General features: G+C 72.6%; 11 protein-coding genes and 1 other RNA gene. 10 read left to right on the forward strand and 2 right to left on the reverse strand.

Translation table 11 applies throughout. The features are described from left to right. Nucleotides 1-135: 135 nt before the first annotated feature. The 10 genes from WME90_RS40085 to WME90_RS40130 all read left to right on the forward strand — a co-directional run bounded on the left by WME90_RS40085 (nt 136) and on the right by WME90_RS40130 (nt 11374). Nucleotides 136-753, forward strand: coding sequence for a ComEA family DNA-binding protein (locus WME90_RS40085; RefSeq protein ID WP_437277357.1), 618 nt, complete (start codon nt 136-138; stop codon nt 751-753). 318 nt (nt 754-1071) lie between these two features. Continuing rightward, complete coding sequence (locus WME90_RS40090; protein WP_437277358.1) at nt 1072-2559, forward strand: UDP-N-acetylmuramate--L-alanine ligase; 1488 nt, start codon at nt 1072-1074, stop codon at nt 2557-2559. Continuing rightward, entirely contained in the window at nt 2556-3434 is an 879-nt protein-coding gene (locus WME90_RS40095; RefSeq protein WP_437277359.1) for an inositol monophosphatase family protein, read from the forward strand. The genes WME90_RS40090 and WME90_RS40095 overlap by 4 nt, the downstream gene beginning before the upstream one ends. 248 nt (nt 3435-3682) lie before the next feature. After that, nucleotides 3683-3875, forward strand: a non-coding RNA gene (gene ssrS, locus WME90_RS40100) — 6S RNA. A 538-nt stretch (nt 3876-4413) separates the two neighbouring features. Continuing rightward, on the forward strand, nt 4414-5118 hold the full coding sequence (locus tag WME90_RS40105) for a cupredoxin domain-containing protein (RefSeq protein ID WP_437277360.1): 705 nt from the start codon (nt 4414-4416) through the stop codon (nt 5116-5118). Nucleotides 5119-5121: 3 nt separating this feature from the next. Then, a complete protein-coding gene (locus WME90_RS40110) occupies nt 5122-6891 on the forward strand; it encodes an MXAN_5187 family protein (protein WP_437277361.1) in 1770 nt (589 codons plus the stop codon). A gap of 42 nt (nt 6892-6933) precedes the next feature. After that, nucleotides 6934-8511 carry an OmpP1/FadL family transporter gene (locus WME90_RS40115; protein ID WP_437277362.1) on the forward strand — a complete coding sequence of 526 codons (1578 nt, stop codon included), beginning with the start codon at nt 6934-6936 and terminating at the stop codon, nt 8509-8511. 242 nt (nt 8512-8753) lie between these two features. Further along, nucleotides 8754-9713 (forward strand): thioredoxin-disulfide reductase, encoded by a 960-nt coding sequence (trxB, locus tag WME90_RS40120; protein ID WP_437277363.1) that lies wholly within the window; start codon nt 8754-8756, stop codon nt 9711-9713. A gap of 10 nt (nt 9714-9723) precedes the next feature. After that, the gene (locus tag WME90_RS40125; protein WP_437277364.1) at nt 9724-10869 is read left to right on the forward strand and encodes a uracil-DNA glycosylase family protein; all 1146 of its coding nucleotides are present in this window, start codon (nt 9724-9726) and stop codon (nt 10867-10869) included. 1 nt (nt 10870) lies between these two features. After that, nucleotides 10871-11374, forward strand: coding sequence for a DUF2085 domain-containing protein (locus WME90_RS40130; protein ID WP_437277365.1), 504 nt, complete (start codon nt 10871-10873; stop codon nt 11372-11374). Nucleotides 11375-11443: 69 nt separating this feature from the next. On the opposite strand, the gene WME90_RS40135 is transcribed toward WME90_RS40130, so the two are convergent. Together WME90_RS40135 and WME90_RS40140 are read right to left on the reverse strand one after the other, a co-directional pair. Next, nucleotides 11444-12532, reverse strand: coding sequence for a hypothetical protein (locus WME90_RS40135; RefSeq protein ID WP_437277366.1), 1089 nt, complete (start codon nt 12530-12532; stop codon nt 11444-11446). 737 nt (nt 12533-13269) lie between these two features. Next, on the reverse strand, nt 13270-14049 hold the full coding sequence (locus WME90_RS40140; protein WP_437277367.1) for a biopolymer transporter ExbD: 780 nt from the start codon (nt 14047-14049) through the stop codon (nt 13270-13272). Nucleotides 14050-14068: the final 19 nt, after the last annotated feature.

A 14068-nucleotide genomic window follows, 5' to 3' on the forward strand; every position in this document is an offset into this window, starting at 1 on the left:
ACCCGGGATTTGCTCGGGTTTCCAAGCAAACGCGCGCCGGCACGCCGCTCGCTTGGCGGCGACGCCGAGGAGACGAACGCCGCCGGCTGGTGCGCGGAGGGCGACGTCCTTGGCACGAAAAGGAGATTCGGCACGATGCAAGCGACATCGAAGGGGACAGGCTCGCCCGCCGGGCCGGCCGATGCAGCGCAAGGCAACGAGGTGGGTCGCCCGTGGCGGGAGCGGGCGCTGGAAGCGCTGAGGGACTCGGCCTGGACCGCGCTGGGCGGCAAGGTCGCGGCCTACGTTGCGGGGTTCTTCGCGCTGGCGCTCGTGGGCTCCGGGCATGCGCTGAGCCTGCTCCCGGCCCGCCCGGCGGACCCGGCCCGCCCGGCGGACCCAGCCGCAGGGCTGGCGATGGTGGCCGGCGATCCAGCGCCGCTCGCCTCCGCCGGAGGCCCCCCGCCCCAGGCCACCGCCGTGCCTGCCGCCGACGCGGGGGCCACAGCCGTAGAGCCGCCGCCGGGCGACGGCGGGGCGGGCGCCGCGGCGGGCGGCGGCGTGACCGCGGATGGAAAGGTCGTGCTGAACCTCGCGACCGAGGCGGACCTCCTGCGCCTTCCGGGCATCGGCCCAGCGAAGGCGGCGGCGATCCTGGCGCTGCGCGCCAAGCTCAAGCGTTTCCGGAAGGTCGACGACCTGCTCCGGGTCAAGGGGCTGGGCCGGCGGTCGCTGAAGCGGCTGAGGCCGCTCGTGCTCGTCGATCCGCCTTGATGGTGGACGCGACCCATCGCGCGGCAGTCGGCTGCTTGGATCCGGTCGAGCCGCCTCTTCGGCCGAGCCGCGCTCTCGGTCGAGCCGCCTCCTCAATGAACCGTTCAGACAAGGAGTCTGCCAGGTCCGGTAAGCGCGGGGAGCGTGAGATGTTGAGTCGAGGCGCGCTGGCTCTCTTCTCCCCGCGGCGAGGCCGCGCGCACGACTCCAGGCCTCGGGGACGCGGCGCGCGGCGACTCCGTGGATCAGCACGGTCTGGCGAGCTCTCGCGCGGATGCCCCCTTGCTCCCCCGGGGCGCTCGGGCACACTGCGCCGCGATGCACGTCCACTTCGTCGCCGTCGCGGGCACCGGCATGGGTGCGCTGGCGGGGCTCTTCAAGGCCGCGGGGCACGAGGTCTCGGGCTCCGACGTCTCGTTCTACCCGCCCATGGGACCGGCCCTCGAGCGGTGGGGCATCCGCCTCCTGACCGGGTTCGATCCCGCGCACCTCGACCCTCGGCCCGATCTCGTCGTCATCGGCAACGTCTGCCGCCCGACGAACCCCGAGGCCCGCGCCGCGATCGAGGGGGGCATGCGGGTGACCACGATGGCGCACGCGCTCGCGGATCACATGCTCGCCGGCCGCTCCCCGCTCGTCGTGGCCGGCACGCACGGCAAGACGACAACGAGCTCCATGTGCGCGTGGATCCTCCACGAGGCGGGCAGGGACCCCGGCTTCCTCATCGGCGGCCTGCCGAAGAACTTCGAGGCGAGCTTCCGGCTGCCCCGGAGCGCCTCCTCGGCGGGCGACCGCCGCGGCCTGCCGCTCCTCGGCGAGACGGGCGCAGGTCGCCGCAAAACGCCGTTCGTCGTCGAGGGCGACGAGTACGACACCGCGTTCTTCGAAAAGACGCCGAAGTTCTGGCACTACCAGCCCGAGGTCGGCGTCGTCACGTCGATGGAGCACGACCACATCGACATCTACCCCGACGCCGCGTCCTACGAGGCGGCGTTCCGCGGGTTCATCGAGCGGCTCCCGGAGACCGGGCTCCTCGTGGCGGCGGCGCACGATCCGCGGATCGTCGACCTTGTGTCGCGATCGGCGCGCGCGGAGGTCGCGTGGTTCGCGCTCGAGGGCGACGACACGCACGGGAAGCCGCCGCACTGGCTCGCCGCGCCCGTGGAGGCCGACGCCAGCGGCCAGTCGTTCGACCTGTACGCCGGCGGCGTCATGGCGGGGCGCTTCGCCCTGAAGATGCCGGGGCACCACAACGTGCGCAACGCCATCGCCGCGATCGCGGCCACGGCGCAGGGCTTCGGCGTGCCGCTCTCGACCGCGACCTCGGCGCTCGCCGCCTTCGAGGGCGTCCGGCGGCGGCAGGACCTCCTGTTCGAGGCGCGCGGGATCCGCGTCTACGACGACTTCGCGCACCACCCGACCGCGGTGGACGAGACGCTGCGCGCGCTCCGGTCGAGGCACCCGGGCGGCGCGCTGTGGGCGGTGTTCGAGCCGCGCAGCGCGACCGCGTGCCGCGCCCTCCACCAGGAGCCTTACGCGCGCGCCTTCGGCGCGGCCGACCGCGTGGTGCTGGCGCCGCTCGGGCGCCCGGACATCGCCGCCGGCGAGCGGCTCGATCTCGACAGGCTGGTGCGCGACATCGAGCGCGGGGGCCAGCGCGCGGAGGCGGCGGCCTCGGTGGACGCGATCGTCGACGCGATCGCGCGCGACGCGCGGGAGGGCGACACGATCGCGCTCCTGTCCAACGGGGCGTTCGGCGGCATCTACGAGAAGCTCCGCGGCGCGCTGTCGGCGGGGGCGCGATGAGCGGGCGCGGGTCGGCCGAGCTGCTCGAGCTCTCCGGGATCGCGCTGCGCGTCGCCGAGGAGGCAGCCGCGCTCGTGCAGGCCGGGTTCCGCGCGGGGCCGCGCGGCCTGCGCGTGGAGGAGAAGGGGCCGCACGATCTCGTGACCCAGTTCGACCGGGCGAGCGAGGAGCTGCTCGTCGCGCGGCTCGGCGCGCTCACGCCCGGCGTCGCCGTCGTCGGCGAGGAGCAGAGCGCCGCGTGCGGCGCGGCGCCGGGCGGGGGGCTCGTCTGGTATGTCGATCCGCTCGACGGCACGACGAACTTCGTCCACGGCCATCCGTTCTGGTGCGTGTCCGTCGGCCTGATGGAGGACGACACGCCCGTCGCCGGCGCCGTCGTCGCGCCCGCGCTCGGGCTCCGCTGGACGGGCTTCCAGCCGCGCGAGCCAGGGCCGCGCGGCGCCGCGGCGGAGCCGGCGGCGAGCGCCGGAGAGGCGCGCCGCAACGGCGAGCGATGCGCGGTCAGCGCCACGGCGTCATTGCGGCACGCGATGGTAGCGACCGGCTTCCCGCCGATCCGCGACAGGGCGCCGGACAACAACTTCGACGCCTTCATGACCGTCAAGCGCAACGCTCAGGCCGTGCGTCGTTGCGGCAGCGCGGCCATCGATCTCTGCATGGTCGCGGACGGGACCTACGACGCGTACTGGGAGCGCCGGCTGCATGCGTGGGACGTCGCCGCCGGAAGCGCGATCGTGCGCGGCGCGGGCGGCGTCATCACCGCACTCGATAGCGGCCCGCCCAACTACCACACTGGCAACATCGTGGCATCGAACGGCCTCGTCCATGCCTCCATCGCCGCGCTGTTCTCCCACCCGGGCTCGCCGACCCGCTAGGCGCCAGCCAGCTCGGGGCTACCCGTACGGCATCACGCGCTCGTGCAGGACCCGTGCGCAATTCGTGCGCAGTTCGTACGTGCCCCCCTACCCATACCATGCGGGGATGCGTGCGGACGAGACACGTGCGGCCGAGGCGAACGGCGAACCGCGAGCGGCAAGCGACGAGCGACGAACGCGACTCGCAAAACATGAGAACGTGAGAACGAGCTGTTGACGGAGCCGCCCAGCGAACTATCCTATGGTTGTTCCCTCTGCCGACTTCGTGAGGCGCTGGACGATTGAATCCCGAGTAAGCAAGAACCAGGGAGCCAACAACGATACCGTGGTGAGCTAGGCCCGGAACCATTCACCGGGAAGCCTGAAGCGGTACTTAGGCTCCCACCTAGCAGCTATGCTAGGGGTTCAAGTCCTTCTGCCCACGTCCTCGGCGGTACGGAACATCTCTCCCCTGCGGGCCGTCCATACGGCCCGCAGTTTTTTGATGCCCTCGACATGGCCGCCCACGGCTGGCGCACCGTGGGGTCACCGGAGGATGGGGGTTGCCCCACCTGGGGCCCGACGCCGTGCCGCTCGCGGCATGAAGCGTGGTGCTGCAAAAGATGGGGCACACCGCATCAGGCGCGGGGGCGGACAGGGCCGCGGGCGCGGCGACGTAGACGCAGCCGGCCACGGCGGAGCCTAGCCCGGTGGGTGCCGGCTGGGGCGGGGCGCGCGGCGTCTGCGTGCGGCGTCTGCGTGCGGCGTCTGCGTGCGGCGTCTGCGTGCGGCGTCTGCGTGCGAACCTCGGCCCGGCTTTTGTTTCCGTTCTCATCCCCCTTCCGGTAGCTTCGGCCCTGCGATGGATACGAGATCCCCTCGATCTGCAGGTGCGCAGCACGACGAGCGGCGCCCGCTCGTCGGCGCAGCGCGGTTTGGGTCGTCAAGCCACCTCGCGCGCCGCCTCTCCGGCAGTTCGCGCTTCGTCCGGCGCCTGGCCTTGACGCTCGCGATCCTCACCGTGCCCGGGGCCGCCCTGGCCGCGGTGACGATCAAGGGCAGGGCGACGGGCATGCCCAAGCTCCTGAACCCGGTCTGGAACGAGGCCAAGGACCCGAAGGCGAACCGGTACACCTTCCGCGAGCCGTCCCCGACCGTCCGGGCCGATGTCCGCGCGCTCTTCGGCTACGCCCCGAAGGAGCTGTGCATCGCCGCGCTGGGCGAGAAGGGCGCGCCGCTCAAGACGCCGCGCTCGATCGTCATCTCGGGCGGCCGCACCTCCCCCGTGACGATCGTCGTCGCCGAGGGCCAGCAGATCCAGTTCGAGAACCAGGATCCGTTCCCGCACAAGGTCTACGACGTCGGCAACAAAGGGCTCCAGCCTGTCGAGATCGCCGCCGCCAAGACCCGCGCCTGGACACCGCCGGGACCCGGCAAATACGAGCTCCGCGACCAGCTCGCCCCGAGCGTCCGGTCGTGGATCGTCGTCGAGCCGAGGGCGGTGGCCGTCGCCTACCCGGATCGTCAGGGCAACTTCGCCATGGAGATCGAGGCCGGCACGTACACGCTGCAGGGCTACTTCAACGGCGAGCCGGTCGGGAAGCCCATCGAGGCGGTCGTGAAGCCCGGACCGGACGAGCAGTTCATCAAGGACCCGGTCGTCGTGGGTGAGTCCGGCGCGCCGAGCGCGGAGGCTGGAAAGTAGGCCATGCTGCTGTCGCGTTTCTGGTACGGGGTGCTCGCGCTCGCGCTCGGCGCCGCGGTCTTCGTCCTCTTCGTCGCCGCGCAGCTCTACAACCGCTCGAGCCACCGCGCGATGAGCGAGGCGCTCAGCGCCGACTCCAGCGCCGTCGAGTGGTTCCTCAACGATGACGCCCGGAAGCGCTCCAGCGCGCTCATCCGGGTCGCGCTGAACCCCGCGTTGCGGACGGCGCTCGCCAAGTCGTCGACCGAGGCCAAGCCCGGCGCCGAGCTGCGCGAGAAGGCCCGCACCGCGCTGCGCAGCGCGACCGCCGAGGTGCCGCCGGAGCTCAAGTTCGACCACGTGTGGGCCGTCGACGCGACGGGCCGGGTGATGGCGTCGGTGGACTTCGAGCACCGCGAGGACTGGGAGCTCGGCGGCTACCCGCTTGTCGCCGACGCTCTCCACGGCTGGATCCGCGATGACGCGTGGGTCTGGAAGGGCCGCATCCTCCGCGTCGTGGCGCGCCCCGTCGAGCAGGAGGTCAACGGCGAGCCGGTCGGCGCCGTGATCGGCGCCAAGATCATCGACGACACCTTCGCCCGCGCCGTCACGAAGCGCACAGGCGCCGCCGTCGGCTTCTACGCCGAGGGGGCGCGCGTCGCCTCCGGCGCGCCCGAGGGGTTCGACAAGGCGAACCTCGACCAGATCACGCAGGATCTGAAGCTGCTCGACGACAACAAGGACTACGTCGAGAAGGGGCGCTCGGAGGTCCGCGTCATCGGCCAGCACCTCGGCGTGGTGTACGCGCGGCTGCCCGGCGAGGCGTGGGAGCTCGGCGCCGGCTACGCGGTCGGCCGCCTCGCGGCGTCGGTCGACTCGCCCCTCAACTTCCTCGACAAGGCGAACAACGACGACAAGAGCGAGGTGCCCACGGTGCTGATCCTGGCCGGCGTCCTCGGCGCCGCCGCCATCGGCCTCGTGCTCTCGTTCCTGGAGCACACGCGGCCGCTCCATGTCTTCCGCAACGAGGCGACGCGCTTCTCCAAGGGCGAGGTCGACGTGCTGGCGCCGAGCCGCTTCCGCGGCGCCTACCGGAAGATCGCGGCCGACATCAACGACGGCGTCGAGAAGGTGGCCGCGAAGGGCGGCGCTCCCCGGAAGGCCGCCGACCTCGAGCAGGTGCTCGGCCCGATCCCGACGCAGCCGGCGATGAGCGCGTTCTCGGTGCCGCTCGGCCCCGGCGAGCCGCGCCCCGACTCGCGCCCGTCGTACCCGAAGCCCATGGTGAGCCCGCGCGGCCCGACCCGGCGGCCCGGCTCGCACCCGCTCAGCGGTCCACCGCCGGCCCGCGACTCCGTGGAGCCGGTCGAGGCGATCGAGGAGGTCTCGGACGCGGGGATGGCGATCTCCGCCCTCGAGCCCGCGGGCGCTCCCGGGCGCCCGCCGCCGCCGCGGCGCCCGCCGCCGCCGCCGCCGCCGCCCAGGGCGCCGGGGGCGCCCGCCGCGCCGAACCCGCTCCCCGAGGCGGCAAGCGCGCCGGAAGCGCCGGCCGCGCGGCAGGACGGCGCGCCGGACCCGGACGAGCTCACCGAATGGAACGCCGTGTACGAGGAGTTCCTGTCGGTCAAGCAGCAGTGCGGGGAGCCCACGAACGCGCTCACCTTCGAGAAGTTCAAGGGGACGCTTCAGCGCAACAAGGACGCGCTCGTGGCTCGCCACAACTGCTCGCGCGTGCGCTTCACGGTCTACGTGAAGGACGGCAAGGCGGCGCTCAAGGCGTCTCCGGTGAAGTGAGCCTGAGCCGCCGGCATCGCCGCGCGGCGGGGACGGGGGGTCATGAGACGAGGATCTGCCGGCGCCGCGGGCGCCGCGTTCGCTGCGATGGTGGCCGCCGGCGCGGCGCGCGCGTCCTCGGGGCTCGACTCGCCTGACATCGGGGTGCTCCAGCTCGGCCGCGGCGGGGCGTGGGTCGCGCGGGCGGACGATCCGCTCGCCGCCTACTTCAACCCGGCGGGGCTCGCCGCGCAGCGGAGCGGCGCCCACGGCGGCGTCCACTTCATCCAGCTGGCGCAGTGCTTCACGCGGCTCGGCCCGGACGGGCGACCCGTCCCGCCGAGCTACACGACGGCGATCCCGGCGCCCGGCAGCAACGGCGGCCCCGACCCGAAGGTGTGCGCCGAGGGCGGCCTGTTCCCGAACCCCCAGCTCGCGGCGACCTTGCGCCTGAGCGACGCGCTCGCCGTCGGCGTCGCGGTGCTCGGCCCGCACGGCGTCGGCGAGCGGGCATGGCCCGAGTCGCTCCGGTACACGCACCCGAGCTTCGGCGACATGATGCAGCCGTCGCCCCAGCGTTACCTGCTCACGTCGCTCGACGCGCTGATGTTGATGCCGACGCTCTCGGTCGGCTTCACCCCGGCGGAGGGGGTCTCGATCGGCGCCGGCTTCATCTGGGGCATGGCGGCCATCGATTTCGTCAATTTCAGCGAGGCCCTCTCGGCCGAAGGGGGCGACGACTTCAACGCGCACGGCGACCTGCGCACGCGCGCGAAGGCGAGCGACTTCTTCATCCCCGGCTTCGTCCTCGGCGCGCGCTGGGCGGCGACGGATCACCTCGATCTGGGCGCATGGTTCAAGTGGCAGGACGCCGTGCGCGCGAAGACCGACCTCACCATCGAGTCTCGCTACTGGACGCCGGCCGGGGCCAAAAACGAGGACCCCTGCAAGGGCGAGGCGCCGAAGTGCAATGTCACCGAGGAGCGGGGCGCGGGCGATCTCAGGATGCCGATCCCCATGGAGGCGAAGCTCGGCCTCCGGTACCACCGGCCGCGCGCGCGCGCTGACGCGCGGCGCGCGGCGAGCGCAGGCCTCGCCTCTGCCGCCGGGCCCCGCGTCCGCGACCCGATGGTGGACGACCTCTTCGACGTGGAGCTCGACTTCACCTGGGCCAACAACAGCGCGGTCGACGCGATCGAGGTCCGGTTCCGCAAGGGCATCCCCGTGCGCGGCACGACCGTGGGCACGGTGCCGCCCAACGCCGACGTCCCGCACCGATGGCGAGACGTCCTGGGGGTCCGGCTCGGCGGCGACTTCACCGTGCTCCCGGGCCTCCTCGCGCTGCGGGCCGGCGGCTTCTTCGAGAGCAAGGGGCAGGACGACGCCGATCTGAACCTCGATTTCCACCTCGGCCATCGGATCGGCGTCGGGGCCGGGGTGACCGCGCGTGTCGGGCCGGTCGACATTTCCGCCGCGTTTCAGCACACGTTCTTCGGTGCGCTGGACAACGGCGGGAACGGGCGCCTCAAGGCCGTATCGGGCGCTGCGCTGAGCGGCTACCGCAGCCTCCAGAGCGTCAACGGCGGCCGCTTCGAGAGCAGCCTGGACGAGTTCGGTCTGAGCGGAACGATGCGCTTCTGAGCGAGCGGCCGCTCGAACGTGGCACCGGCGTGCCTCCGACTGCCTCAGACGTGCCTCAGACGTGCCTCAGACGTGCCTCAGACGTGCCTCAGACGTGCCTCAGACGTGCCTCAGACGTGCCTCAGACGTGCCTCAGACGTGGTAGCGCGCAGGAGGCGCGGAGCCGCAGCGCAGCGGGAGGCGCGCCGGGCCGCCGGGGCGGTCGACGCGGAAGGCGGTCGCGCCTATAAGATGCCTCCACCATGAGTGAATCGAACGTCCGCAACCTGGTCATCATCGGCTCCGGCCCCGCCGGGCTCACCGCCGCCATCTACGCGGCGCGCGCCAACCTGAAGCCGCTCCTCATCGAGGGCTTCAGCGCCGGCGGCCTGATCCCGGGGGGCCAGCTCATGTTCACGACCGACGTCGAGAACTACCCCGGCTTCCCCGAGAAGATCACCGGCCAGGAGCTGATGCAGCGCTTTCGCGATCAGGCCGCTCATCAGGGCACGGAGATCGTGACGGCGGACGTGACCAAGGTCGAGCTCACGGGCCACCCCTTCAAGGTGTGGGTGGAAGACACGCTCTACCTGGCGAAGGCGGTGGTGATCGCGACGGGCGCGCGCGCCAACTACCTCGGCCTCGAGAGCGAGGAGAAGCTCAAGAACAAGGGCGTCAGCGCCTGCGCGGTGTGCGACGGCGCGCTCTTCCGCGGCCAGGACGTCGTCGTCATCGGCGGCGGCGACACGGCGATGGAGGAGGCCTCCTACCTGTCCGGGCTCTGCAGCAGCGTCACGCTGGTGCACCGCCGCGACGAGTTCCGGGCGTCGAAGGCGATGGTCCAGCGCGTTGTCGAGAACCCGAAGATCAAGATCCTCTACAGCCACGTGGTGGAGGAGGTGCTCGACGTGAAGGCCGATATGGTGACGGGCGTCCGCGTGAAGAACACGAAGACCGGCGACAGCCACCTCGTGCCGGCGGCGGCGATGTTCGTCGCGATCGGCCACACGCCGATGACCGATCTGTTCGTCGGGCAGCTCGACACGCACCCGAACGGCTACCTGAAGACGGTGCCCGGCTCGACGCGCACGAACATCCCCGGCGTCTTCGCCGCGGGCGACGTGCAGGACTGGAACTACCGCCAGGCCGTCACGGCCGCTGGGACGGGCTGCATGGCCGCCCTCGACGCGGAGCGCTGGCTCGCGCAGCAGGGCGGCCACTGAGGGGACGACGATGGTCGAAGCGCTGCGCGAAGAGCTCGCCGATCTGACCGCCTCGGTCCGGGCGTTCCTGGAATGGCACGCAGCGACCGGCGCAGACGGAATGCCGGGCCATCCTGCGGCGCTCCACGAGGCGCTGGGCGCGGCTTCTTCGGACGGCGCTCCTCCGGCCCCTCGGCGGCCGGAGCGCGCTTTCGCCGGGCTGGATGCGCCCTCGCCGCCGGTGCCGCGCGGGGGCATCGGCGCGCCATTCTCGCCGCCTGAGCAGCGCGGCGGCGCCGCGGGCGCCTCCCCGCAGCAAGCGGAGCAGCGCGGCGGCGTCGCGGGCGCCTCCCCGCAGCAAGCGGAGCAGCGCGGCGGCGTCGCGGGCGCCTCCCCGCAGCAAGCGGAGCAGCGCGGCGGCGTCGCGGGCGCCTCCCCGCGTCCGGAGCAGCGAGGCGGCGCCGAGGTGCAGGGGGCGTGGTCTCCGGCGCAATCGCCGCGGGGTCCCGAGCCGTCGCCCCGGCCTGCGATGAGCGCCGCACCAGCGCCTCGCGCCGAGACGGTTGCACGCGCGAGCGCACCGCTGCCGGACACGAAAGAGGAGCGCGCGGCGCGGCTCTCGCTCATCGCGGAGGAGGTCCGCACCTGCCAGAAGTGTCCGCTCCACGAGGGCCGCACCCACACGGTGTTCTCGCGAGGAGATCCGAGCTCCGACATCGTGTTCGTCGGCGAGGGTCCAGGGGCGGACGAGGACCTGCAGGGGCAGCCGTTCGTCGGCGCGGCGGGGCAGCTGCTCGACAAGATGATCGCGGCGATGGGGTACCACCGCGACGCGGTCTACATCTGCAACATCGTGAAGTGCCGGCCGCCGAAGAACCGGAAGCCGGAGCCGGCCGAGATGGCGGCTTGCAGCCCCTACCTCACGGCTCAGCTCGCGCTGATCAAGCCGAAGGTGATCGTGGCGCTCGGCGCCACCGCGGTGCAGGGGCTGATCGGAACGAGCGAGGGGATCACGAAGCTCCGCGGCACGTGGAAGCTCTACAAGGGCTCGATCCCGATCATGCCCACGTTCCACCCGGCCTACCTGCTGCGCCAGCCGGGCGCGAAGCGAGAGGTCTGGAGCGATCTGAAAGAGGTGATGCGCCACCTCGGCAAGAGCGCGCCCGACAGAGGCTGAGGTGGCCGCAGGCGCTTCCGGGCACGGGCGGCCGGCGGCGCGGGCGCCCGGCGAGTCGAGCCCAGCCGAACCGCCCTCGCTGCTCTCGGCTGTGCGCTGCACGCTGGTGCTCCTCGGCGCCCTGCCCTGGTGCCTCCCTTTGGCGCGGAGCCGCGCGCCGCTCGGAGCGCTCGGAGCCGCGCTCGATCGCGTCTTCGCGCCGATGTGCCACCGCCTGCCCGAGCGATCGCTCGCGCTCGACGGCGTCGTCATGCCGCTCTGCAGCCGCTGCGCCGGCATCTTCGCCGGGCTCGCGGCGGGCGCAGCGATCGCGCGGCCTCACCTGGCGATGACGGCGTGGCGCCCGATCCTCATCGCCCTCGCCGCGCTGATGACGATCGACGTCGCGACCCAGGACCTCGGGCTGCACCCCGTCTGGCACACGACCCGCCTCGCCACGGGCCTGGCGTTCGGCTATGCCGCGGCCGCAGCGCTCCTCGCGCAGATCGCTCGCCGCCCGGGCTGAGCGCCGCGTGCGACCGCCCATGGCCCTGCGCTCGCGCTACTTGCGGCCGCCCATGTCCCTGCGCTCGCGCTACTTGCGGCCGCCCATGGCCCTGCACTCGTGGATGGGGCCCTTCGTGGCGTTGCGAACGCAATCGCTGTACGCGGCAAGGCCATCCTTCCACTTGCCCGTGTCCTGGAGCGCCGAGCCCAGGTAGAGATAGGGCAGCGCGTCCGTCGGATCGACCGCGATGGCCGCACGGGACGCCTCGATCGCGTCCTTGTACCTGCCGCGGTTGAGGAAGCTCAGCGCCTCCTTCTTGAGCTTGCCTGCGTCCTCCGGGCTGGCCGCCGGCGCCTCGGCTTTCTCCGCCTCGGCCTTCTCCGCCGCAGCCCTCTCCGCTTCGGCCTTCTCCGCCGCAGCCCTCTCCGCTTCGGCCTTCGCTGCCGCAGCCTTCTCTGCCGCAGCCTTCTCCGCCTCGGCCTTCTCCGCTTCGGCGGCCGCCTTCACCGGATCGGGAACGGCGCCCGCCCCCTTTGCAGCGGGCTCCGTCAGCGCCGGGTCGACCTGCGCGGGCGCCTTTGCCTGAGCCGGAGAGGGTGCTCCCGCCGCCGCAAGGAGCTTCGCCTCGACGGGCGAGGGCCTCGGAGCCGGCGCGGCCATCGTGACCGGCGCAGGCGAGGACGGCTTGCTCGAGAGCACGGCCTTGGCGACAACCGCCACGGAGATCACCCCGGCGAGCCCGGCGACCCCCGCGACGATCCGACGAAGGCGCGCCCGCCGGGCGAGGGTCTCGGGCGACAGCTGATGAACCACCACGAGGCGCTCGTCAGCGTGATCATCGGGGTTGCTGGCCACCTCGGCGAGCGGCGGGAACGACTCCTCCTCGCGCCGGAAGAACGCCGCGGTGGGCGAGGAGGGATCGATGAGATCGAGCGCATCCGCGTCGGACGCCGGCTCGTCGGGGGCGGACGCGAGCGCAGCCGGCTGGTCCAGGGAGCCGGCTCGTGGAGACACGGTCGACGGGTCGAGCTCCAGCGCGTCGCCGGGCGCCGCGTCGCCTGTGTCGCCTGGAACGGCCTGCGGCGCGGCGAGCACCTCGAACGCCGGCTCAGCAGCGGCGGCCGGCTTGGCAGCGGCGGCCGGCTCAGCGCGGGCCGCCTCCGCGACCCGTGGCACAGCGAGCGCCTCGAGAACCGGCGGCGCAGCGGATGCCTCGAGAGACTGAGACGCAGCGAGCGCCTCGAGAGCCGGCCGCGCAGCGAGCGCCTCGAGAACCGGCGGCGCAGCGGGCGCCTCGAAACACGGAGACGCAGCGAGCGCCTCGAGAGCCGGCCGCGCAGCGGGCGCCTCGAGAGCCGGCGGCGCGGCCGGCACATCACTCTCGGCGCCGGTGGCCTGTGCAGGAGCAGCGGAGCGCTCAGCCGCCTCGGCGACGACGTCCGGGTCGCTCGCGACCGGGCTCGCGGAGTCTCGAGTCGCGACGGCCAGCCCCTCCGGCGCCGACGACACGCGCGGCTGGGAGGCCCGAGGACGGAGACTTCGGCCCCTGTTCGCGCGGGCCGATGCAAGAAGTCGCTTCGACATGTCCGAACCATCCTCCCGTGATTGTCACGCCCCCGATGGCGCAGGGGACCGGCGACTCGCTCTATTCATGATCCAGGCCGACCCCATCGGCGAGCGCCCGCCCACGCATTTCCGTGCCCTCGCGGCACCATCACGTGTGCCGGATCGTGCCGCGGCCACCCCCGCCAACCCTGCCCGCGCTCAAACGAACACACACGACATCTCGCCCCAACCCCAATCGACAGCTTGTTCGCAAAAATGCAGACCGAGCGCACCACCTTCCCGCTCGAGTGGATGCGCGCCCCGAGGGCACGGCGGTCCAGGCGAGGGATCCCCCGGGGCAACACACGTCAGCCGCCACCGAGCTGCACCGGCCGCCCCGCGACCGGGGCAGCGCGGAGCAGGACGAGCGTACCGAGCTTCTTCTTCGCGTCGGAAGTTATGAGCGTGCCCGCCAGGTTGTGCGCCATCTCCCAGGGCACCTCGTCGTCTGCCGAGAAGAAGGCCACCGTCGCGCTGCACGCGGCGATGTCCTTCGTGAGCTGCTCGCCGGTGTTCGAAAGATCCGGGCCGGCGAGCCCCTTGCGCTGCTTCTTGCCCAAGCCGCCGCCGAACGGCCAAATCGCCGTCGCGAGATCCTTCAGCACCATCGTGCTGACGGCGCAGGCGGGGGGCTTCGACACGCGCCCCTCGGGGACCACCGTGATCTCCTTCGGGAGGTCGTCGCGCCCGTCGGTCTTGATCACGACCTTCGGCGCGCCGGCCGCGCCGAGCTCCGTCACGACGGCGGCGACCGCGCTCGGCTTCGCCCTCTTTTCGGCCAGCAGCGTGACGGGCTTGCCCTCGATCGGCAGCTCACGGATCACCTTCGCCAGCTTCTCCGGCCCCTCTTTCTGCGCCAGATCCACGCGCTGGCCGCCGATGTAGGGGCCCATGGAATCGACGAGCAGCTCGGGCATGCCCTTCGGCTTCGGCGGCTCGACGGGCGCCTCGACGCTCGTGGCCGCCGTGACGGCGGCGCCAGGCCCGGAGGGCTTCGGCGCGCTCTCGCACGCCGCCGCGGCCAAGATCAGGCCGGCGGCGATCGCGAGGCGCGGCGAGGCGCTGACAAGGAGGCAGGAAGCTCTCATGGCGCGGCAGTGTAACCAA

Source organism: Sorangium sp. So ce375, from assembly GCF_051473855.1.
Lineage (GTDB): Bacteria > Myxococcota_A > Polyangia > Polyangiales > Polyangiaceae > Sorangium.

Coding starts and splice junctions, on each gene's coding strand:
- WME90_RS40115 (WP_437277362.1), top strand. CDS start 6,934: ATGAGACGAGGATCTGCCGGCGCCGCGGGCGCCGCGTTCGCTGCGATG.
- WME90_RS40125 (WP_437277364.1), top strand. CDS start 9,724: ATGGTCGAAGCGCTGCGCGAAGAGCTCGCCGATCTGACCGCCTCGGTC.
- WME90_RS40085 (WP_437277357.1), top strand. CDS start 136: ATGCAAGCGACATCGAAGGGGACAGGCTCGCCCGCCGGGCCGGCCGAT.
- WME90_RS40090 (WP_437277358.1), top strand. CDS start 1,072: ATGCACGTCCACTTCGTCGCCGTCGCGGGCACCGGCATGGGTGCGCTG.
- WME90_RS40095 (WP_437277359.1), top strand. CDS start 2,556: ATGAGCGGGCGCGGGTCGGCCGAGCTGCTCGAGCTCTCCGGGATCGCG.
- trxB (WP_437277363.1), top strand. CDS start 8,754: ATGAGTGAATCGAACGTCCGCAACCTGGTCATCATCGGCTCCGGCCCC.
- WME90_RS40110 (WP_437277361.1), top strand. CDS start 5,122: ATGCTGCTGTCGCGTTTCTGGTACGGGGTGCTCGCGCTCGCGCTCGGC.
- WME90_RS40140 (WP_437277367.1), bottom strand. CDS start 14,049: ATGAGAGCTTCCTGCCTCCTTGTCAGCGCCTCGCCGCGCCTCGCGATC.